At 52.9% G+C, this 21194-nt stretch carries 12 protein-coding genes, 2 tRNA genes, 3 rRNA genes and 1 riboswitch; of the genes, 4 read left to right on the forward strand and 13 right to left on the reverse strand.

All coding sequences use genetic code 11. From position 1 onward, the window contains the following. Positions 1-26 precede the first annotated feature (26 nt). The 7 genes from rrf to btuB all read right to left on the reverse strand — a co-directional run bounded on the left by rrf (position 27) and on the right by btuB (position 8223). Positions 27-142: ribosomal RNA gene (rrf, locus tag SK39_RS10370) — 5S ribosomal RNA — on the reverse strand. Positions 143-232: 90 nt separating this feature from the next. Then, positions 233-3138 (reverse strand): 23S ribosomal RNA (locus tag SK39_RS10375). Between the two features lie 198 nt (positions 3139-3336). Further along, a tRNA-Ala gene (locus tag SK39_RS10380) sits at positions 3337-3412 on the reverse strand. Positions 3413-3520: 108 nt separating this feature from the next. After that, positions 3521-3597: transfer RNA gene (locus SK39_RS10385), tRNA-Ile, on the reverse strand. Positions 3598-3669: 72 nt separating this feature from the next. Next, positions 3670-5211: ribosomal RNA gene (locus SK39_RS10390) — 16S ribosomal RNA — on the reverse strand. The 16S, 23S and 5S rRNA genes sit together here with 2 tRNA genes alongside, the layout of an rRNA operon. Positions 5212-5588: 377 nt before the next feature. Next, the gene (gene murI / locus SK39_RS10400; protein WP_003847829.1) at positions 5589-6440 is read right to left on the reverse strand and encodes a glutamate racemase; all 852 of its coding nucleotides are present in this window, start codon (positions 6438-6440) and stop codon (positions 5589-5591) included. After that, positions 6385-8223 (reverse strand): TonB-dependent vitamin B12 receptor BtuB, encoded by a 1839-nt coding sequence (gene btuB, locus SK39_RS10405; protein WP_003840550.1) that lies wholly within the window; start codon positions 8221-8223, stop codon positions 6385-6387. The genes murI and btuB overlap by 56 nt, the downstream gene beginning before the upstream one ends. A 65-nt stretch (positions 8224-8288) precedes the next feature. After that, a riboswitch (cobalamin riboswitch) is annotated at positions 8289-8475 on the reverse strand. A gap of 115 nt (positions 8476-8590) precedes the next feature. Here btuB and trmA point away from each other — a divergent pair. Next, positions 8591-9691: a tRNA (uridine(54)-C5)-methyltransferase TrmA gene (trmA, locus tag SK39_RS10410; RefSeq protein ID WP_032938427.1), complete on the forward strand. Its 1101-nt coding sequence runs from the start codon at positions 8591-8593 to the stop codon at positions 9689-9691. Positions 9692-9773: 82 nt separating this feature from the next. Here the strand turns inward: trmA and SK39_RS10415 are convergent, their stop codons facing one another. Together SK39_RS10415 and fabR are read right to left on the reverse strand one after the other, a co-directional pair. Beyond that, a complete protein-coding gene (locus tag SK39_RS10415) occupies positions 9774-10133 on the reverse strand; it encodes a YijD family membrane protein (RefSeq protein ID WP_003028863.1) in 360 nt (119 codons plus the stop codon). Positions 10134-10148: 15 nt separating this feature from the next. Next, the gene (gene fabR / locus SK39_RS10420; RefSeq protein ID WP_003028862.1) at positions 10149-10784 is read right to left on the reverse strand and encodes an HTH-type transcriptional repressor FabR; all 636 of its coding nucleotides are present in this window, start codon (positions 10782-10784) and stop codon (positions 10149-10151) included. A gap of 191 nt (positions 10785-10975) precedes the next feature. Between fabR and sthA the strand changes: the two genes are divergently transcribed. After that, on the forward strand, positions 10976-12376 hold the full coding sequence (sthA, locus tag SK39_RS10425) for a Si-specific NAD(P)(+) transhydrogenase (RefSeq protein ID WP_003028860.1): 1401 nt from the start codon (positions 10976-10978) through the stop codon (positions 12374-12376). Here the strand turns inward: sthA and oxyR are convergent. The 4 genes from oxyR to argC form a co-directional block, all read right to left on the reverse strand. Beyond that, the gene (gene oxyR / locus SK39_RS10430; RefSeq protein ID WP_048216978.1) at positions 12359-13276 is read right to left on the reverse strand and encodes a DNA-binding transcriptional regulator OxyR; all 918 of its coding nucleotides are present in this window, start codon (positions 13274-13276) and stop codon (positions 12359-12361) included. The genes sthA and oxyR overlap by 18 nt on opposite strands. Positions 13277-13539: 263 nt before the next feature. Then, complete coding sequence (gene argH, locus SK39_RS10435) at positions 13540-14913, reverse strand: argininosuccinate lyase (RefSeq protein ID WP_003028856.1); 1374 nt, start codon at positions 14911-14913, stop codon at positions 13540-13542. Between the two features lie 108 nt (positions 14914-15021). Then, positions 15022-15795: an acetylglutamate kinase gene (gene argB, locus SK39_RS10440; protein ID WP_003028854.1), complete on the reverse strand. Its 774-nt coding sequence runs from the start codon at positions 15793-15795 to the stop codon at positions 15022-15024. Between the two features lie 9 nt (positions 15796-15804). Beyond that, positions 15805-16809 carry an N-acetyl-gamma-glutamyl-phosphate reductase gene (argC, locus tag SK39_RS10445; RefSeq protein WP_003847834.1) on the reverse strand — a complete coding sequence of 335 codons (1005 nt, stop codon included), beginning with the start codon at positions 16807-16809 and terminating at the stop codon, positions 15805-15807. Positions 16810-16964: 155 nt separating this feature from the next. Here argC and argE point away from each other — a divergent pair, with 155 nt between their 5' ends. Continuing rightward, complete coding sequence (gene argE, locus SK39_RS10450) at positions 16965-18116, forward strand: acetylornithine deacetylase (protein WP_003028848.1); 1152 nt, start codon at positions 16965-16967, stop codon at positions 18114-18116. 269 nt (positions 18117-18385) lie between these two features. Then, positions 18386-21037, forward strand: a complete 2652-nt coding sequence (ppc, locus tag SK39_RS10455) for a phosphoenolpyruvate carboxylase (protein ID WP_003840542.1) — start codon at positions 18386-18388, stop codon at positions 21035-21037. Positions 21038-21194 lie beyond the last annotated feature (157 nt).

Here is a 21194-nt window from a genome sequence, read left to right on the forward strand (position 1 = left end):
AGCCATATCAGCACACTAAATTTGATGCCTGGCAGTTCCCTACTCTCGCATGGGGAGACCCCACACTACCATCGGCGCTACGGCGTTTCACTTCTGAGTTCGGCATGGGGTCAGGTGGGACCACCGCGCTACAGCCGCCAGGCAAATTCTGTTATTAACCCGCTTCTCGCCGGTTAATGTAATCTGTTTCAAGCTGAATGTCGTCTCTTCGCCAAAACATCTTCGGCGTTGTAAGGTTAAGCCTCACGGTTCATTAGTATCGGTTAGCTCAATGTATCGCTACACTTACACACCCGACCTATCAACGTCATCGTCTTTAACGTTCCTTCAGGAGACTTATAGTCTCAGGGAGAACTCATCTCGGGGCAAGTTTCGTGCTTAGATGCTTTCAGCACTTATCTCTTCCGCATTTAGCTACCGGGCAATGCCATTGGCATGACAACCCGAACACCAGTGATGCGTCCACTCCGGTCCTCTCGTACTAGGAGCAGCCCCCCTCAATTCTCCAGCGCCCACGGCAGATAGGGACCGAACTGTCTCACGACGTTCTAAACCCAGCTCGCGTACCACTTTAAATGGCGAACAGCCATACCCTTGGGACCTACTTCAGCCCCAGGATGTGATGAGCCGACATCGAGGTGCCAAACACCGCCGTCGATATGAACTCTTGGGCGGTATCAGCCTGTTATCCCCGGAGTACCTTTTATCCGTTGAGCGATGGCCCTTCCATTCAGAACCACCGGATCACTAAGACCTGCTTTCGCACCTGCTCGAGCCGTCACTCTCGCAGTCAAGCTAGCTTATGCCTTTGCACTAACCTCCTGATGTCCGACCAGGATTAGCTAACCTTCGTGCTCCTCCGTTACTCTTTAGGAGGAGACCGCCCCAGTCAAACTACCCACCAGACACTGTCCGCAACCCGGATTACGGGTCCACGTTAGAACACCAGCCATTAAAGGGTGGTATTTCAAGGATGGCTCCATGCAGACTGGCGTCCACACTTCAAAGCCTCCCACCTATCCTACACATCAAGGACCAGTGTTCAGTGTCAAGCTATAGTAAAGGTTCACGGGGTCTTTCCGTCTTGCCGCGGGTACACTGCATCTTCACAGCGAGTTCAATTTCACTGAGTCTCGGGTGGAGACAGCCTGGCCATCATTACGCCATTCGTGCAGGTCGGAACTTACCCGACAAGGAATTTCGCTACCTTAGGACCGTTATAGTTACGGCCGCCGTTTACCGGGGCTTCGATCAAGAGCTTCTCCTTACGGATAACCCCATCAATTAACCTTCCGGCACCGGGCAGGCGTCACACCGTATACGTCCACTTTCGTGTTTGCACAGTGCTGTGTTTTTAATAAACAGTTGCAGCCAGCTGGTATCTTCGACTGATTTCAGCTCCATGAGTAAATCACTTCACCTACATATCAGCGTGCCTTCTCCCGAAGTTACGGCACCATTTTGCCTAGTTCCTTCACCCGAGTTCTCTCAAGCGCCTTGGTATTCTCTACCTGACCACCTGTGTCGGTTTGGGGTACGATTTCGTGTTACCTGATGCTTAGAGGCTTTTCCTGGAAGCAGGGCATTTGTTACTTCAGCACCGTAGTGCCTCGTCATCACACCTCAGCGTTAAAAGGTACCGGATTTACCTGGAACCTCCGCCTACATGCTTAAACCGGGACAACCGTCGCCCGGCTAACATAGCCTTCTCCGTCCCCCCTTCGCAGTAACACCAAGTACAGGAATATTAACCTGTTTCCCATCGACTACGCCTTTCGGCCTCGCCTTAGGGGTCGACTCACCCTGCCCCGATTAACGTTGGACAGGAACCCTTGGTCTTCCGGCGTGCGGGTTTTTCACCCGCATTATCGTTACTTATGTCAGCATTCGCACTTCTGATACCTCCAGCAACCCTCACAGGCCACCTTCAACGGCTTACAGAACGCTCCCCTACCCAACAACACATAGTGTCGCTGCCGCAGCTTCGGTGCATGGTTTAGCCCCGTTACATCTTCCGCGCAGGCCGACTCGACCAGTGAGCTATTACGCTTTCTTTAAATGATGGCTGCTTCTAAGCCAACATCCTGGCTGTCTGTGCCTTCCCACATCGTTTCCCACTTAACCATGACTTTGGGACCTTAGCTGGCGGTCTGGGTTGTTTCCCTCTTCACGACGGACGTTAGCACCCGCCGTGTGTCTCCCGTGATAACATTCTTCGGTATTCGCAGTTTGCATCGGGTTGGTAAGTCGGGATGACCCCCTAGCCGAAACAGTGCTCTACCCCCGAAGATGAGTTCACGAGGCGCTACCTAAATAGCTTTCGGGGAGAACCAGCTATCTCCCGGTTTGATTGGCCTTTCACCCCCAGCCACAAGTCATCCGCTAATTTTTCAACATTAGTCGGTTCGGTCCTCCAGTTAGTGTTACCCAACCTTCAACCTGCCCATGGCTAGATCACCGGGTTTCGGGTCTATACCCTGCAACTTAACGCCCAGTTAAGACTCGGTTTCCCTTCGGCTCCCCTATACGGTTAACCTTGCTACAGAATATAAGTCGCTGACCCATTATACAAAAGGTACGCAGTCACCCCATAAAGAGGCTCCCACTGCTTGTACGTACACGGTTTCAGGTTCTTTTTCACTCCCCTCGCCGGGGTTCTTTTCGCCTTTCCCTCACGGTACTGGTTCACTATCGGTCAGTCAGGAGTATTTAGCCTTGGAGGATGGTCCCCCCATATTCAGACAGGATACCACGTGTCCCGCCCTACTCTTCGAGTTCACAACCTGTGCATTTTGGTGTACGGGACTATCACCCTGTACCGTCGGACTTTCCAGACCGTTCCACTAACACACAAGCTGATTCAGACTCTGGGCTGCTCCCCGTTCGCTCGCCGCTACTGGGGGAATCTCGGTTGATTTCTTTTCCTCGGGGTACTTAGATGTTTCAGTTCCCCCGGTTCGCTTCATTACGCTATGTATTCACGTAATGATAGTGTGTCGAAACACACTGGGTTTCCCCATTCGGAAATCGCCGGTTATAACGGTTCATATCACCTTACCGACGCTTATCGCAGATTAGCACGTCCTTCATCGCCTCTGACTGCCAGGGCATCCACCGTGTACGCTTAGTCGCTTAACCTCACAACCCGAAGATGTTTCACTTCTGATTGCGAAAATTTGAGAGACTCGAACACACCATTTTTCATTTCTTATTACGGAGAAATGAAACAGTGTGTCGTTTCAATTTTCAGCTTGATCCAGATTTTTAAAGAGCAAAACTTCGCAGTGAACCTTTTCAGGTACACTCTGAAGTTTTCTTGTGTTTTTGCAGTAAAGATGGTGGAGCTATGCGGGATCGAACCGCAGACCTCCTGCGTGCAAGGCAGGCGCTCTCCCAGCTGAGCTATAACCCCATCGTAAATGCTAATCTCTGTACCCTAATTCGTTTCCGGGCAAGGCGCGGTGGTGCGAAGCATACTAAAGTATGCGAGCATCGCCGTAACACAGCACGGAAGCGAATTTGGTAGGCCTGAGTGGACTTGAACCACCGACCTCACCCTTATCAGGGGTGCGCTCTAACCACCTGAGCTACAAGCCTGCAGAGATTTTCTTACTGCTAATTTTTCATCAGACAATCTGTGTGAGCACTACAAAGAACGCTTCTTTAAGGTAAGGAGGTGATCCAACCGCAGGTTCCCCTACGGTTACCTTGTTACGACTTCACCCCAGTCATGAATCACAAAGTGGTAAGCGCCCTCCCGAAGGTTAAGCTACCTACTTCTTTTGCAACCCACTCCCATGGTGTGACGGGCGGTGTGTACAAGGCCCGGGAACGTATTCACCGTGGCATTCTGATCCACGATTACTAGCGATTCCGACTTCATGGAGTCGAGTTGCAGACTCCAATCCGGACTACGACATACTTTATGAGGTCCGCTTGCTCTCGCGAGGTCGCTTCTCTTTGTATATGCCATTGTAGCACGTGTGTAGCCCTACTCGTAAGGGCCATGATGACTTGACGTCATCCCCACCTTCCTCCAGTTTATCACTGGCAGTCTCCTTTGAGTTCCCGGCCGGACCGCTGGCAACAAAGGATAAGGGTTGCGCTCGTTGCGGGACTTAACCCAACATTTCACAACACGAGCTGACGACAGCCATGCAGCACCTGTCTCAGAGTTCCCGAAGGCACCAAAGCATCTCTGCTAAGTTCTCTGGATGTCAAGAGTAGGTAAGGTTCTTCGCGTTGCATCGAATTAAACCACATGCTCCACCGCTTGTGCGGGCCCCCGTCAATTCATTTGAGTTTTAACCTTGCGGCCGTACTCCCCAGGCGGTCGACTTAACGCGTTAGCTCCGGAAGCCACGCCTCAAGGGCACAACCTCCAAGTCGACATCGTTTACGGCGTGGACTACCAGGGTATCTAATCCTGTTTGCTCCCCACGCTTTCGCACCTGAGCGTCAGTCTTTGTCCAGGGGGCCGCCTTCGCCACCGGTATTCCTCCAGATCTCTACGCATTTCACCGCTACACCTGGAATTCTACCCCCCTCTACAAGACTCTAGCCTGCCAGTTTCGGATGCAGTTCCCAGGTTGAGCCCGGGGATTTCACATCCGACTTGACAGACCGCCTGCGTGCGCTTTACGCCCAGTAATTCCGATTAACGCTTGCACCCTCCGTATTACCGCGGCTGCTGGCACGGAGTTAGCCGGTGCTTCTTCTGCGAGTAACGTCAATTGCTGCGGTTATTAACCACAACACCTTCCTCCTCGCTGAAAGTACTTTACAACCCGAAGGCCTTCTTCATACACGCGGCATGGCTGCATCAGGCTTGCGCCCATTGTGCAATATTCCCCACTGCTGCCTCCCGTAGGAGTCTGGACCGTGTCTCAGTTCCAGTGTGGCTGGTCATCCTCTCAGACCAGCTAGGGATCGTCGCCTAGGTGAGCCGTTACCCCACCTACTAGCTAATCCCATCTGGGCACATCCGATGGCAAGAGGCCCGAAGGTCCCCCTCTTTGGTCTTGCGACGTTATGCGGTATTAGCTACCGTTTCCAGTAGTTATCCCCCTCCATCGGGCAGTTTCCCAGACATTACTCACCCGTCCGCCACTCGTCACCCAAGGAGCAAGCTCCTCTGTGCTACCGTTCGACTTGCATGTGTTAGGCCTGCCGCCAGCGTTCAATCTGAGCCATGATCAAACTCTTCAATTTAAGTTTGATGCTCGTGAATTAAACTTCGTAATGAATTACGTATGTTCACTCAGAGACTTGGTATTCATTTTTCGTCTTGCGACGTTAAGAATCCGTATCTTCGAGTGCCCACACAGATTGTCTGATAAATTGTTAAAGAGCAGTTGCGACGCGCTTTAGCGCTCTGTCGCGAGGTCCCGTATATTACGTTTTCCTCATTCAGAGTCAAGCATTTATTTTTGCTTTTCTCTACGAGATTCTCTGGAGAACCCCGCTGACCCGGCGGCTTGTAATCCGTTGTTCCGTGTCAGTGGAGGCGCATTATAGGGAGTTATTTCAGGCTGACAAGGGGAAATTTAAAATAATCTTCCGAGTGCGTGTTTTTTCATCAAAACCACTTAAACTGACAGTTTTTCGAGCGTTTTAAAGCCATAGCGCTGTAGCACTGGCAATAGTTGTTCGGCTTCTGTCGTCATTGCCATACAAAATGCAACGTTCTCATCGGTTGATTTCGCATCTGGCGCTTCATGTTCTAATAACCAGGCGGTGCGGCGCGCAATCGCGGCACCAGAATCCACCAGCCGCGTCCCCTCGGGCAGGACCTGTAAAAGCTCTTCCTGTAATAGAGGGAAATGAGTGCACCCGAGCACTACCGTATCGGGTGGTTCCGACATCCGCAGCCACGGACGCAGAATACGCCGCAGCTCTTCCAGAGAAACTGTTTCACCGTGCAGCTTCGCTTCCGCCAGTTCCACCAGCTCAGCAGAACCCAACATTGCAATTTGGCATTCGTTAGCAAACCGCGCAATCAGCTCATGGGTATACGAGCGCTTCACCGTTGCACGCGTAGCCAGCAGCCCCACTACGCCATTCGCCGTGAGTCGCGCCGCCGGTTTAATCGCAGGCACCACGCCCACAACCGGGAAGGCAAACTTCTCACGTAACGCAGGAAGCGACACCGTGCTTGCTGTATTACATGCGATGACCGCAAGAGAAAGGGGATAGCGCTGCTGGACAGCAGTCACAATCTCAACAACACGCTCGACGATAAACTCCTCGCTCTTCTCTCCATAAGGAAAGGCGACGTTGTCGAAAGCGTAGATATAGTGGAGATCCGGCAAAAGACGCCGGATCTCGTCATAGACCGACAACCCACCGACGCCGGAATCAAACACCAGCACGGTGGGACGGGGATCAGAAGGTGTAGCTGCCAGACAAGGTGTATTCCCGTCCTGCAGTTGCGTAGCCATAAACTGTCTCGTAATCTTTATCGAACAGGTTGGCGATTTTACCACGAACTGTCAGCTGTGAGGTGATTGGATATGACACGGCAAGATCCCACAGGCTAACTCCTCCCATTTTTACCGGCTGGTAGGTTACGTAGTCCGTGTCATAACGCGTTCCCAGGTAGTGATACGTCAGGCCCCAGTCAAAATCATAGACCTGCCAGTCAAGCTGGTATTTCACCTGCTGTTTAGAACGTCGTGCGAGGGGCTTGTCCGTAATTGCATTGCGCGAATCGACATAATCGTAGCTCAACGTATGTGCCAGCGGTCCGGTATCAAAGTTTGCGGTCGCTTCAACGCCTTTAATGCGTACTTTACCTTCGTTAAAGTATTTCTCGGTATGTGGGTCATAATCGATCATGTCATCGATATCGTTACGATACCCTGAAACTCGCCAGTTCACACCCGCCGTTAAGCCTTCAAACGCCCCTTCCCATTGCTTACTTTGTTCAGGATCCAGGTTCGAATTGCCGTAATAACCATGCAACTGCCCGAGATTAGGTGCTTTGTAAGATGTACCGTAGGACGCAATAAAGCGATAGCCTTCAATAAACTCCCATCCGGCGCTGGTTTGCCATGTGCCATGACGTCCAAACTCGGAGTTATCATCACTGCGCGCAGCACCTTCGAAAGTGAAATCACCCAGTTGCTGTAATCCCGTCAAGTAGAGGCCGGTATTTCGCTGGTCGTAACCGTCCGTGACATACCCGGTGCCAGGCTCCGTAGTTTGCTTTTGCCAGTCGACACCAGCGCCCACATTACCATGACCAACCACTATGCTGTTTGACCACTGCACATTATATTGCTTCATCTCATCCAGTGTGGCCGAGGAGTCATAGCGACCATAATCCGGATCATAGTTGTAGTCTTTGCTATGGCTATAGCTCGAAACCAGCTGCGACTGGATAAGCTCGCCATTAAAACGCAGTCCGGCATCCCAGCTTTGGCTGTAGAGTTTTCGGGTATCGAGGAGCGGCGAGCCAGGAGAGTAATATGAGTCGTAATTCGTGCGGTTATCATAACCATAACCGCGAACAAACCCGCTCCATGTATCGGAAAAGTTGTGTTCCAGCGCGCCATACAGCGTCTTACTTAAGAAGCCGTCTTTGTCGGGCTGAGCCTGAGAGCCGGTGCTGCCGTATGCTACAACATCAAAGCCTTTGGTATAGGCATAATCGCCCATCAGCGTGACGCGCGTATTTTCGCCGAGCTGTTGTTGGGTTGAGACATCGTAATTCTGGTAGCCATTGCTACCCACACCGGCTGTCAGTTCCGTCCCCGGCTTTTCGCGCGTGGTAATGATATTCACCACGCCGCCAATCGCATCAGAACCATAAACCGCCGAACGCGGCCCTCGAATGTATTCGATACGCTGCACTAACGAGACCGGGAACTGGCTGAGATCGGCTGCGCCGCTAACCCCTGCCAGGTTCAGGCGCACGCCGTCAATCAGCACCAGAACATGGCTGGCGTTGGTGCCGCGAATAGAGATAGACGAGTTTTGTCCCATACCACCGTATTGAGCGATATCGACGCCAGGCAGACGACGAAGCACATCATTCACGGAGGTAGATTGCCAGCGATCGATATCCTGACGCGTAACAACGGTAATAGGAGCGAGTACTGCGCTACGAGGCTGCTGAAAACGGTTGGCAGTGACGACGAGAGTATCCGGGCGAGTGTCCTGTGCCCAACCAGAAAATGCCGTGACGGACAGCGCCGTGCACAGCAATGATTTTTTGATCATTGTAAAGCATCCACAATTTAAGAAGGATGCCGCAGGTCCCACCGATAGTACGCGATGATGAAAACCAGATGCGACGTTAGCCGGCAGGTCTTCGGGCTTGGAGGCGACTTAAAGAGAGGATGACTTCCCGCGGCAATCCGCAGTGTCTGCACCAGGTGCGCTCATCTCTTACCTTCCTTACCGCTGCGCGTCAGCTCCAGATTTACACTGGATTCCCTTTTAACTCACAGGACCGGAAAACGGATGCTACAGTTTGTTACAACCTGGTGTCCAGACTGCGTATCACATTATCGGAAATCATCAATGACTGGACATCTGTTGAGCAATCCCTACAATCCCCGCGTACTTTTATTTTTCAGGACGCATCATGACCCCCGAACACCTTCCGACAGAACAGTACGACGCCCAGTTAGCTGAGAAAGTAGTGCGTCTGCAGAGCTTAATGACGCCATTTTATGCACAGGCTCCGGAAGTGTTTCGCTCACCGGTCAGCCATTACCGTATGCGCGCCGAATTCCGCCTGTGGCATGACGGTGATGACCTGTACCACATCATGTTCGACAGCCAGACCAAAAACCGTATTCGCGTCGACAGCTTCCCGGCTGCCAGCGATCTCATCAACACGCTAATGACGGCAATGATCGACGGCGTTCGCAACAACCACGTCCTGCGCCACAAACTGTTTCAGATTGATTACCTCACAACCCTGAGCGATCAGGCGGTGGTTTCGATGCTGTACCATAAAAAGCTGGATGATGAATGGCGTAAGGAAGCCGAAGCGCTGCGAGATGCGCTGCGGGCGCAAAACCTGAACGTGCATTTGATTGGTCGGGCTACCAAAACCAAAATTGAGCTGGACCAGGACTACATTGACGAACGCTTGCCGGTTGCAGGTAAAGAGATTATCTACCGCCAGGTTGAGAACAGCTTCACCCAGCCAAACGCCGCCATGAATATTCAGATGTTAGAGTGGGCGATTGATGTCACCAGGGGCTCAAAAGGTGACCTGCTGGAGCTGTATTGCGGCAATGGCAATTTCTCGTTAGCCCTGGCGCAAAACTTCAACCGCGTACTGGCCACTGAAATCGCCAAACCGTCCGTGGCTGCTGCACAGTACAACATCGCGGCTAACCATATTGATAACGTACAAATTATCCGCATGGCGGCCGAAGAGTTTACTCAGGCGATGAACGGCGTTCGCGAGTTCAACCGTTTGCAGGGAATCGATCTGAAGAGTTACCAGTGTGAAACTATCTTCGTTGACCCACCGCGCAGCGGTCTGGACAGCGAAACGGAGAAAATGGTGCAGGCGTATCCGCGCATTCTGTACATCTCCTGCAATCCGGAGACGCTGTGTAAGAACCTGGAAACGTTAAGCCAGACGCACAATGTTTCACGTCTGGCGCTATTCGATCAGTTCCCGTATACGCACCATATGGAGTGCGGAGTACTGTTAACGAAGAAGTAAGACTGAACGGAAGCCGGATAAGCACTACCGGTTCAGATTGCCGGATAGCGGCTTTGCCTTATCCGGCCTACAGCGACAACTATTACTCCACAATTTCCTGTTTACGGTTACGCACTTTAAAGCCGATCCAGAACACCAGAATCACCGACAGCACCGCCGGGAAGAAGTTAGAGCCAATATCCGGATATTCAGCGCGTACCACGGTGCTGTACAGCAGAACACCGAGAATAAAACAGGCGGCGGCCAGGCCCGGCAATCCCACAGGCATGGTGCGGTTCTGATAGCGTTGATGCAAACAATAAACCGTCAGCACCAGCGAAATAATCGGGAATACGGAGAATGGCACAATGGAGCTAAACAGCGCCGCAAATGTACCATTGATCGATAAGCCAGCAACCAGCGCCAGCAGCAGCGTACCTTTATCTTGACCTGACTGTTTCATTGCTTGTCCTTCTCGTTACTCGGAGTGGTGCGTCATCTTCTCTTGTTCACGGCGGTACCAATAAAATGCGCCTTTCGCGATCATGCGCAGTTGCAATACCAGCCGCTCTTCTAGCTGTCGACGCTGTTCAGCGCCAACATCCAGTGCTTCTGCCCCGGCGCTGAAAACAATGGTTACCATGGCTTCGGCTTGCGCTTCAGTAAACGCACGAGGCATATGGTTTTCGAGTTCCAGATAGTCCGCAAGTTCCGCAATGAAATGCTGAATTTCACGTGCGACCGCTGCACGAAACGCTGCGGATGTCCCCGAACGCTCGCGCAATAATAAACGGAAGGCGTTGGGATTGTTGCCGATGAACTCCATAAATGTTGAGACCGAGGTGCGGATCACACTCCCGCCCTTCGCGATACGCTGGCGCGCCTGGCGCATCAATTGACGCAGCATCAGACCGCTTTCGTCCACCATCGTCAGGCCGAGTTCATCCACATCGCGGAAATGGCGATAAAACGAGGTTGGCGCAATGCCCGCTTCACGAGCAACTTCGCGTAAACTGAGGCTGGCAAAACTACGCTCAGCGCTCAGTTGACTAAATGCGGCTTCTACCAGCGAACGCCGGGTTTTTTCTTTTTGTTGCGCTCTAACGCCCATCACGATGTCTGAATCCTTCCACATACCTTGCTGGCACTATACCAGAGATTAGGCGGTTGGCATGGCTTTGTGAATGATTGTTTACGCGCAGTTTGTGCTTCGACTTCGCAAAAAAGCACAACGATAATTGGGTTATCCTGACAACGATGTTACTATTCTGTTGCTTTTATGTATAAGAACAGGTAAGCCTGACCATGTCACATTCCTACGATTACGATGCAATAGTAATAGGTTCCGGTCCCGGCGGCGAAGGCGCTGCAATGGGTCTGGTTAAGCAAGGAGCGCGCGTCGCGGTGATTGAGCGCTATCATAACGTCGGCGGAGGCTGTACCCACTGGGGCACCATCCCGTCGAAAGCCCTCCGCCACGCCGTCAGCCGCATTATTGAATTCAATCAGAACCCACTGTACAGCGACCACTCCCGACTCCTTCGTTCTTCTTTTGCCGATATTCTCAACCACGCTGATAACGTTATTAATCAGCAAACGCGTATGCGGCAAGGATTTTACGAGCGCAATCACTGCGAAATTTTGCAGGGGAATGCCCGTTTTGTTGATGAACACACGATCGCCCTGGAATGTCACGACGGTACGGTGGAAACACTGACTGCGGATAAGTTTGTTATTGCCTGCGGTTCGCGTCCTTATCGCCCTGTTGATGTCGACTTTTCGCATCCCCGGGTTTACGACAGCGACTCTATCCTGAGCCTGCACCACGAACCCCGCCATGTGCTGATTTATGGCGCGGGGGTCATTGGCTGTGAATATGCGTCGATCTTCCGTGGAATGGACGTCAAAGTTGATTTAATCAACACCCGCGATCGTCTGCTGGCATTCCTCGATCAAGAGATGTCCGACTCCCTCTCTTACCACTTCTGGAACAGCGGTGTGGTCATTCGCCACAACGAAGAGTATGAGAAGATTGAAGGCTGCGATGACGGCGTCATCATGCACCTGAAATCCGGTAAGAAACTGAAGGCAGACTGCCTGTTGTACGCCAATGGCCGTACCGGTAATACCGATTCGCTGGCGCTGGAAAACATTGGTCTGAAAACCGACAGCCGTGGGCAGCTCAAAGTGAATAGCATGTACCAGACGGCGCTGCCGCATGTGTATGCCGTAGGGGATGTGATCGGTTATCCGAGCCTGGCATCCGCGGCCTACGACCAGGGACGCATTGCCGCCCAGGCGTTGGTAAAAGGCGAAGCCACCGCGCATCTGATTGAAGATATCCCGACCGGGATTTATACCATTCCAGAAATCAGCTCCGTTGGTAAAACCGAACAGCAACTCACGGCAATGAAAGTTCCATACGAGGTTGGCCGCGCCCAGTTTAAGCATCTGGCACGTGCGCAAATCGTGGGTATGAGTGTCGGAACGCTGAAGATCCTGTTCCATCGCGAAACCAAAGAGATTCTGGGGATCCACTGCTTTGGGGAGCGCGCGGCCGAAATTATTCACATCGGGCAAGCGATAATGGAGCAAAAAGGTGGTGGTAACACTATCGAGTACTTCGTTAACACCACCTTTAACTACCCAACCATGGCAGAAGCCTATCGGGTAGCAGCGCTAAATGGCTTAAACCGCCTGTTTTAACGCACTGTCGAAATGGCCATCCATTGATCCACGGATGGCCTCTGCCAACTGTTCATAACGGCTGCGCAGCGGCGAACCAGGACGGTACACCAGACCAATCGTACGACGCGGTTCGGGTTTAATGCATGGCAGATAAACGACACCATCACGCTTACGCTCCGGCGGAACAGCCAGCGCAGGCAGTAAGGTAATACCGCTTCCTGCCGCCACCATGTTACGCAGCGTTTCCAGACTGGTTGCCCGAAAATGGGTATCTTCATCAGCACCCGCTTCAAAGCAGAAGCCCATTGCCTGATCGCGCAGGCAGTGGCCATCTTCCAGCATCAGCAGTTTTTCACCCGCCAAGTCGGACATCGGTACACAGTCACGGTTTGCCCACGGATGATCTTCATAGATCGCCAGCAGCATTGGCTCATCAAATAGCGGTACTTCGATGAACGCCTCACTCTCTTTCACCAGCGCCAGAATGACGCAGTCGAGCTTGCCGCTATCCAGTTGCGCTAACAGCTGATGTGTCTGCGCTTCATGGAGATACATTTCCAGTTTTGGGAAGGTCTGGTGCAACATCGGAATAATATGCGGCAGCAGGTATGGCCCCACCGTTGGGATCAAACCAATATGCAGCGGGCCAGACATTGTCTCGCCTTGTTGGCTTGCCATCTCCTTGAGCACTTTGACCTCGCGCAGCACGGTGCGCGCCTGATCCACCAGCAGCAAACCAGCCTGGGTGAACAGCACCTTGCGACTCGTACGCTCCAACAACATGACGCCAAGCTCATCTTCCAGCTTGCGGATCTGCCCGCTCAGCGCTGGTTGGCTAACGTGACAGGAGTCTGCCGCTCGTCGGAAGTGACGATGTTCGGCTAGCGCTACCAGGTATTCAAGATCACGAATATTCATTATTCATCCTCCATCGCCACGATAGTTCGTAGCGATAGGTAGCATAGCAACGAACGATTATCCCTATCAAGCTTTCTGTTTAATAATGCACCACAGAAACGGAACGGTACCCCTTTAACCCTTGAAGCTACTGTCCGTTTTGAGAGTTTCTCTCATACTCGAAATAACTAAAGCCAACGTGAACTTTTGCGGACCTTGTGTCCGCATTTTTTTTGCATAAAAAAGCCCGGCGTGACGCCAGGCTCGAATGATTACCCATCAATTTATGCCAGACGCGCCTTCGCGTAGTCGATCGCCTGTGCAACCTGCTGGGGTGACACGCCGCCTTTCGCCGCACGCTTGTCCAGGCACGATTGCAACGAGAGGATCGGGTAAACGTCATCGCCAATCACCTGGCTAAACTTTTGTAAGTCAGCAAGCGACAGCGCCTCCAGCGGTTTGCCCTGTCGAATCGCCTCGACCACCGTTTCACCTACGATATGGTGCGCTTCGCGGAACGGGACACCTTTCGCCACCAGATAATCCGCCAGTTCAGTGGCGTTAGCATAGCCCTGCTGCGCCGCTTCCTGACAACGCGGACGTTTCACCTGGATACCATCCAGCACCAGCGCGGCCATATGCAGACAGTCCAGCCAGGTGTCGAGCGCGTCGAACAGCCCTTCTTTGTCTTCCTGCATATCTTTGTTGTATGCCAGCGGGAGGCCTTTTAACGTCATCATCATGCCGGTCAACGCACCCTGCACGCGACCGCATTTGCCACGGATCAGCTCCAGCGCATCCGGATTTTTCTTCTGCGGCATCAGAGATGAACCCGAAGTCACACGATCAGACAGCTCGACAAAGCCCGCTTCGCCGGTGTTAAAGAAAATCAGGTCTTCAGCAAAACGCGACAGGTGTACCATGCCGATAGAGGCGTCTGAGAGTAACTCCAGCACGTGGTCACGGTCAGAAACGCTGTCCAGACTGTTGCGCGTAGCCGAGGCAAAGCCCAACCAACCCGCCAGCTGCTCGCGATCGATTTCATACGCCGTACCCGCCAGCGCGCCGCAGCCTAACGGACTGACGTCAAGGCGTTTGAGCGCATCCTGCAGGCGGCTCTCGTCACGCGCCAACATTTCAACATAGGCCAGACACCAGTGAGCAAACGTCACCGGCTGCGCACGTTGCAGGTGGGTGTAACCCGGCATGACGGCGTCCTGGTTATTCTCCGCCGTCACCACCAGCGCAGTTTGTAACTGACGATTGGCCGATAGTAATTCGATAACCGTGTCTTTGCACCACAGCTTGAGATCGGTCGCGACCTGGTCGTTACGGCTACGTCCGGTATGCAGTTTTTTACCAAGCTGGCCGACTTTATCAATCAGCTTACCTTCCACCCAACTGTGAATATCTTCGGCATCGCTTTGCAGAATCTGCTGAGGATTCGCGCGAACCTCTTCCAGCAGATTATTCAGCGCTTCTTCCAACCGCAGCTGTTCATCAGCAGTCAGTACACCGACCGTTACCAACGCTTTGGACCAGGCCACAGAGCCAACAATATCCTGTTCTGCCAGGCGGTAGTCAAAACGCAACGAGTCGTTGAACTGTTTGAACCGCTGATCTGCTGCCTGTGTAAAACGCCCACCCCAAAGTGCCATAACGAATTTCCTTAATATGATATTTTTGCCCGGTGGCGCTGCGCTTACCGGGCCTACAAAACCCACGTAGGCCGGATAAGGCGAAGCCGCCATCCGGCACATTAGTAGTTAAGCCAGAATACGCGTACCAATTGGCGTGCCGTTAAACAGCGCCGGGAGTTGCTCTGCATGACGCCAGGAGGCGATATCCACCGGACGACCCAGCGTACGCGCGGCATCCAGCGCCGCATTCACCTTCACGATCATGCCATCGGTAATAATGCCCTGTTCAATCAGCTGTTCCGCTTTCGCTGCAGTCATTTCGGCAATACGCTGGCCTTTGCCATCCAGAATACCGCTTACATCAGAGAGCAGGATCAGATCCGCACCCAGCGTTGCCGCCAGCGCCGTTGCCGCCTGATCGGCATTCACGTTCATCAGCAGCCCATCATCAGTGACGCCAATAGAGCTCACTACCGGCAGAAAACCGCTTTCCAGCAGCGTGTTAATCAGCTTAGGCGAACCCGGCTGCGCCAGTCCAACATGACCCAGTTCTTTATCGAGCGGCGTCACTTTTACGCTGTCGCCATCGCCAAGATACAGACCCACAGACGCGATGTGATGCTTTTTCGCCCAAGCCAGCAAGGTTTTATTCGCCGTTCCCGCCAGGGCACCGGTAATAATGTCAATTTGATCGGCAGGCGTGACGCGCAGACCATTTTTCTTTTTCACCGGCAGATTCAGCTGCTTCATCAGCTCGTCGACCACGCAGCCGCCACCGTGCACAATGACCAGCGGACGCTGGTGCGACTCACGATAATTCACCAGTGCGGTAAACAAGCGCTCCAGCGCCTCTTCGCTATCCAGTAAAACGCCGCCCAACTTGATAATTAATGGATTCATTGTTGCACCCTAAATAAGAGACTGCGTTTGGGCAAAGCCAAAACGAATATTTGCGCACTGCATCGCCTGTGCCGCCGCGCCTTTCAATAAGTTGTCTTCCGTCGCCACGACGATCAGGTGTTCACCCTGTACGGCAAACCCGATATCGCAGAACGGTAATCCAACCACATTCTTCAGCGCCGGAACCCCTTTGTCATACAGACGCACCAGCGGTTTATCGCCATACGCCTGTTGCAGCGCCTGAGCCACCTGAGCATGGGTTACGCCCGCCTTAAGGCGGCAAGTGATAGTTTCCAGAATTCCGCGCGGGAAGTTACCCAGATGCGGGGTGAAAATCACTTCTGTCCCCAGATGAGTGGCGATTTCCGGCTGATGACGATGGGTAAACACGCCATACGGCTGCAGGCTCACCTCACAAAAGCTGTTGGAGATAGCCGCTTTACGCCCCGCACCGCTCACGCCGCTGGTCGCATTAATTACCGGCCACTGGCTGAGATCCAGCAGCCCGGCATCAATCAACGGTTTCAGCGAAAGCTGCGCCGCCGTCGGGTAACAACCTGGCACAGCAATCAGATTCGCTTCTTTCAGTTTGTCCGCGTTCCACTCCGCCAGCCCATAAACGGCCTGCTCCAGCAGCTCAGGATGCTGATGCGTAAAGCCATAATATTTTTCATAGAACGTGCCGTCGTTTACGCGAAACGCGCCCGAAAGGTCAAACACCACGCAACCGGCCTGCAAAAACTGCGGAGCCAGGTCATGACTCACCTCATGAGCCGTTGCGAGGAACACAACATCCACCCCTGCGCTAAACTCGCTGATATCTGACATTGGCTGCAACGGTAAATCGACAATGCCTTTCAACTGCGGATGCAAATCGGAGATTAATTTTCCTGCATCATTGCTTTGCGCTGAGACGGTCAAAGCGGTTATGGTCATATCAGGATGGCGATTTACATAGGCCACAAGCTCTGCGCCGGCATAGCCACTGGCGCCCACAATCAGCGTATTCAACATCGGGGCAGCTCACCTTCTTAGATTCTGTTGCCAGGTATAAGCCTTTATCACCTCACCTTACACTTGGTGGGTTTTATTACGCTCAACGTTAATGTATTTTTATTCACAAATACTGCATTAATATTGATACTATCATGACCCGAGGTGTGTCAACAATGAAAAACAATTTACCGCCATTTATCGAGATTTACCGCGCTCTGATTGCCACGCCATCGATCAGTGCCACCGAAGAAGCGCTCGATCAAAGCAATGCAGGTTTAATCACTCTGCTGGCGGGCTGGTTTAAAGATTTAGGCTTCAATGTGGAGGTCCAACCGGTTCCCGATACGCGAAATAAATTCAATATGCTGGCGAGCATTGGACAGGGCGCTGGCGGCCTGTTGTTGGCGGGCCATACCGATACCGTACCCTTTGACGACGGACGCTGGACCCGCGATCCGTTCACTCTAACCGAGCATGACAATAAGCTGTATGGTTTGGGTACGGCGGATATGAAAGGCTTCTTCGCCTTTATCCTCGACGCGTTGCGTGATGTCGACGTCACGAAACTGAAAAAACCCCTGTACATTCTGGCCACTGCTGACGAAGAGACCAGCATGGCGGGAGCTCGCTACTTCTCTGAAACTACCGCTCTGCGCCCGGACTGCGCGATCATTGGCGAACCCACATCCCTGCAACCGGTGCGCGCACACAAAGGCCATATCTCTAATGCGATACGCATTCTGGGACAGTCGGGTCATTCAAGCGATCCGGCGCGTGGCGTTAATGCGATTGAACTGATGCATGATGCCATCGGCCATATCATGCATCTGCGCGATGACCTGAAAGCGCGCTATCACCATGATGCCTTTACCGTCCCGTATCCAACGTTAAATTTGGGCCACATCCACGGCGGTGACGCCGCCAACCGAATCTGCGCCTGCTGCGAATTGCATATGGATATTCGCCCGCTACCGGGTATGACGCTAAACGATCTCAATGGGTTACTTAACGAAGCGCTGGCCCCTGTCAGCGAACGTTGGCCGGGTCGCCTGACCGTATCGGAACTGCATCCGCCGATTCCCGGCTATGAGTGCCCACCTGACCATCAACTGGTAGAGGTGGTTGAGAAACTGCTGGGCGCACAGACTGAAGTGGTGAACTATTGCACCGAAGCGCCGTTTATCCAGACGCTTTGCCCAACGCTGGTATTGGGTCCAGGCTCCATTAATCAGGCGCATCAGCCGGATGAGTATCTGGAAACGCGCTTTATTAAGCCAACCCGCGAATTAATCACCCAGGTTGTGCACCATTTCTGCTGGCATTAACTGCTTGTCACCCCGCTAATCCTTTAGTGTTAAGCGGGGCGATTTTTTAACATTTCCATAAGCAACGCTTATTTGATTGGATGTGAATTAAATAACGTAAATTCACGGCATTTATTCGTTTGCTGAACCGATTTCGCAGCAATTGACGTCACGTGTTTTACGTGGCTTTATAAAAGACGGCTAAAAAGTTAAGTCCGCAAGATTTTGCGTGATAGTCAGGCGCGAAAGATACAGGACATATTCAAAATAGATGGGGTGTCTGGGTTAATATGAACGAACAATATTCCGCGTTGCGTAGTAATGTCAGTATGCTCGGCAAAGTGCTGGGAGAGACCATCAAGGATGCGTTGGGAGAGAACATTCTTGATCGCGTAGAAACAATTCGAAAGCTGTCCAAATCATCTCGCGCTGGCAATGAAATTAATCGCCAGGAATTGCTCACCACACTGCAAAATCTGTCTAACGACGAGCTGCTGCCGGTTGCCCGCGCATTTAGCCAGTTCCTGAACCTGGCCAACACCGCCGAGCAGCACCACAGCATTTCGCCAAAAGGCGAAGCAGCCAGCAACCCGGAAGTGATTGCTCGCACTCTGCGTAAACTGAAAGAGCAGCCCAACCTCAATGACGCCACCATCAAGAAAGCCGTAGAATCACTCTCTCTGGAGCTGGTACTCACCGCCCACCCGACCGAGATCACTCGTCGTACGCTGATCCATAAAATGGGTGAAGTGAACGCCTGCCTCAAGCAGCTTGATAACAAAGACCTCGTCGATTATGAACGCAACCAACTGATGCGCCGTCTGCGTCAGCTCATTGCTCAGTCCTGGCATACGGATGAAATCCGCAAACTGCGCCCAAGCCCGGTTGATGAAGCCAAATGGGGATTCGCGGTTGTTGAAAACAGCCTGTGGGAAGGTGTGCCGAACTACCTGCGCGAGCTGAATGAGCAACTGGAAGAGCATCTTGGATATAAGCTGCCAGTTGATTTTGTCCCGGTTCGATTTACCTCCTGGATGGGCGGCGACCGTGACGGCAACCCGAACGTAACGGCGGATATCACCCGTCACGTGCTATTGCTCAGCCGCTGGAAAGCGACAGACCTGTTCCTGAAAGACATCCAGTTTCTGATTTCTGAGCTGTCGATGGTGGATGCTACACCGGAGCTGATGGCGCTGGTAGGTGAAGAAGGCGCAGCGGAACCTTACCGCTATCTGATGAAAACCCTGCGTTCTCGTCTGATGGCGACCCAGGCCTGGCTTGAAGCTCGTCTGAAAGGCGAGAAATTGCCGAAACCTGCGGGACTTCTCACCCAAAACGAACAGCTCTGGGACCCGCTTTACGCGTGCTACCAGTCTCTACAGGCCTGTGGTATGGGCATCATCGCCAATGGCGAATTGCTCGACACCCTGCGCCGCGTGAAGTGTTTCGGCGTACCGCTGGTGCGTATTGATATTCGTCAGGAAAGCACCCGTCATACTGAAGCCTTGGGCGAACTGACTCGTTATCTGGGCATTGGCGACTACGAAAACTGGTCGGAAGCTGATAAACAGGCTTTCCTGATCCGCGAACTGAATTCCAAGCGTCCGCTCCTGCCGCGTAACTGGGAGCCGAGCAATGACACCCGTGAAGTGCTCGACACCTGTCAGGTCATTGCCGAAGCCCCGTATGGCTCCATTGCCGCCTATGTTATCTCGATGGCGAAAACGCCGTCGGATGTGCTGGCCGTGCATCTGCTGCTGAAAGAAGCCGGAATTGGTTTTGCTATGCCGGTCGCTCCGCTATTTGAAACGCTGGACGACCTCAACAATGCCGATGACGTCATGTCCCAGCTTCTGAATATCGACTGGTACCGCGGCTTTATTCAGGGCAAACAGATGGTCATGATCGGCTACTCTGATTCCGCAAAAGACGCGGGCGTGATGGCGGCGTCCTGGGCGCAATACCAGGCTCAGGACGCGCTGATCAAAACCTGCGAAAAAGCCGGTATCGAACTGACGCTGTTCCACGGTCGCGGCGGATCCATTGGTCGCGGCGGCGCGCCTGCGCATGCGGCGCTGCTCTCTCAACCGCCAGGCAGTCTGAAAGGCGGTCTGCGCGTGACAGAACAAGGGGAGATGATCCGCTTTAAGTACGGCCTGCCGGAAGTGACCATCAGCAGCCTGTCGCTGTATACCGGAGCAATTCTGGAGGCCAACCTGTTACCACCGCCAGAACCGAAGGATAACTGGCGTCATATCATGGATGAGCTTTCCGATATTTCCTGCGAGCTATACCGTGGATATGTTCGTGAAAACAAAGACTTCGTCCCTTATTTCCGCTCAGCTACACCGGAGCAGGAACTGGGTAAATTGCCGCTCGGTTCACGTCCGGCAAAACGCCGTCCGACCGGCGGCGTTGAGTCTCTGCGTGCTATACCGTGGATCTTTGCCTGGACGCAGAACCGTCTGATGCTCCCGGCCTGGCTTGGTGCTGGTACCGCGCTGCAAAAAGTGGTTGAAGATGGTAAGCAAAGCGAACTCGAAGCGATGTGCCGCGACTGGCCATTCTTCTCCACACGCCTTGGCATGCTGGAAATGGTTTTCGCGAAAGCAGACCTGTGGCTGGCAGAGTATTACGATCAGCGCCTGGTCAAAAAAGAGCTGTGGCCGCTGGGTGAAGAGCTACGCCAACGCCTGGCAGCAGATATCGATGTCGTACTGGCGATTGCCAACGACTCACATTTGATGGCCGACCTGCCGTGGATTGCCGAGTCCATTCAGTTAAGGAATGTTTATACTGACCCGCTGAACGTCTTACAGGCAGAATTGTTACACCGCTCACGCCAGGCCGAAGAGCAAGGCCATGAACCGGATCCACGCGTTGAACAAGCGCTGATGGTGACTATCGCTGGTGTTGCAGCCGGTATGCGCAATACAGGCTAACGCCCCCTCCCGCTGTCGCCTTCGTGCTATTGTACGAAGGCGACTGTAAAAACAGCTGTTACAACCACTTCATTTTCAATATATTCCCGCCTGAACATATTCACTACGTGAATATTACAACAGCAAAACACGATCCTGAGATCGTGATGCTTCAGTT

Source organism: Citrobacter sp. BIDMC107 (assembly GCF_001037575.1).
Classification (GTDB): Bacteria; Pseudomonadota; Gammaproteobacteria; order Enterobacterales; family Enterobacteriaceae; genus Citrobacter; species Citrobacter freundii.

Excerpts from the sequence above, each read along its gene's own strand:
- murI (WP_003847829.1), bottom strand. The coding sequence starts at position 6,440 with ATGGCTACGCAACTGCAGGACGGGAATACACCTTGTCTGGCAGCTACA.
- btuB (WP_003840550.1), bottom strand. The coding sequence starts at position 8,223 with ATGATCAAAAAATCATTGCTGTGCACGGCGCTGTCCGTCACGGCATTT.
- trmA (WP_032938427.1), top strand. The coding sequence starts at position 8,591 with ATGACCCCCGAACACCTTCCGACAGAACAGTACGACGCCCAGTTAGCT.
- SK39_RS10415 (WP_003028863.1), bottom strand. The coding sequence starts at position 10,133 with ATGAAACAGTCAGGTCAAGATAAAGGTACGCTGCTGCTGGCGCTGGTT.
- sthA (WP_003028860.1), top strand. The coding sequence starts at position 10,976 with ATGTCACATTCCTACGATTACGATGCAATAGTAATAGGTTCCGGTCCC.
- oxyR (WP_048216978.1), bottom strand. The coding sequence starts at position 13,276 with ATGAATATTCGTGATCTTGAATACCTGGTAGCGCTAGCCGAACATCGT.
- argH (WP_003028856.1), bottom strand. The coding sequence starts at position 14,913 with ATGGCACTTTGGGGTGGGCGTTTTACACAGGCAGCAGATCAGCGGTTC.
- argB (WP_003028854.1), bottom strand. The coding sequence starts at position 15,795 with ATGAATCCATTAATTATCAAGTTGGGCGGCGTTTTACTGGATAGCGAA.
- argC (WP_003847834.1), bottom strand. The coding sequence starts at position 16,809 with ATGTTGAATACGCTGATTGTGGGCGCCAGTGGCTATGCCGGCGCAGAG.
- argE (WP_003028848.1), top strand. The coding sequence starts at position 16,965 with ATGAAAAACAATTTACCGCCATTTATCGAGATTTACCGCGCTCTGATT.
- ppc (WP_003840542.1), top strand. The coding sequence starts at position 18,386 with ATGAACGAACAATATTCCGCGTTGCGTAGTAATGTCAGTATGCTCGGC.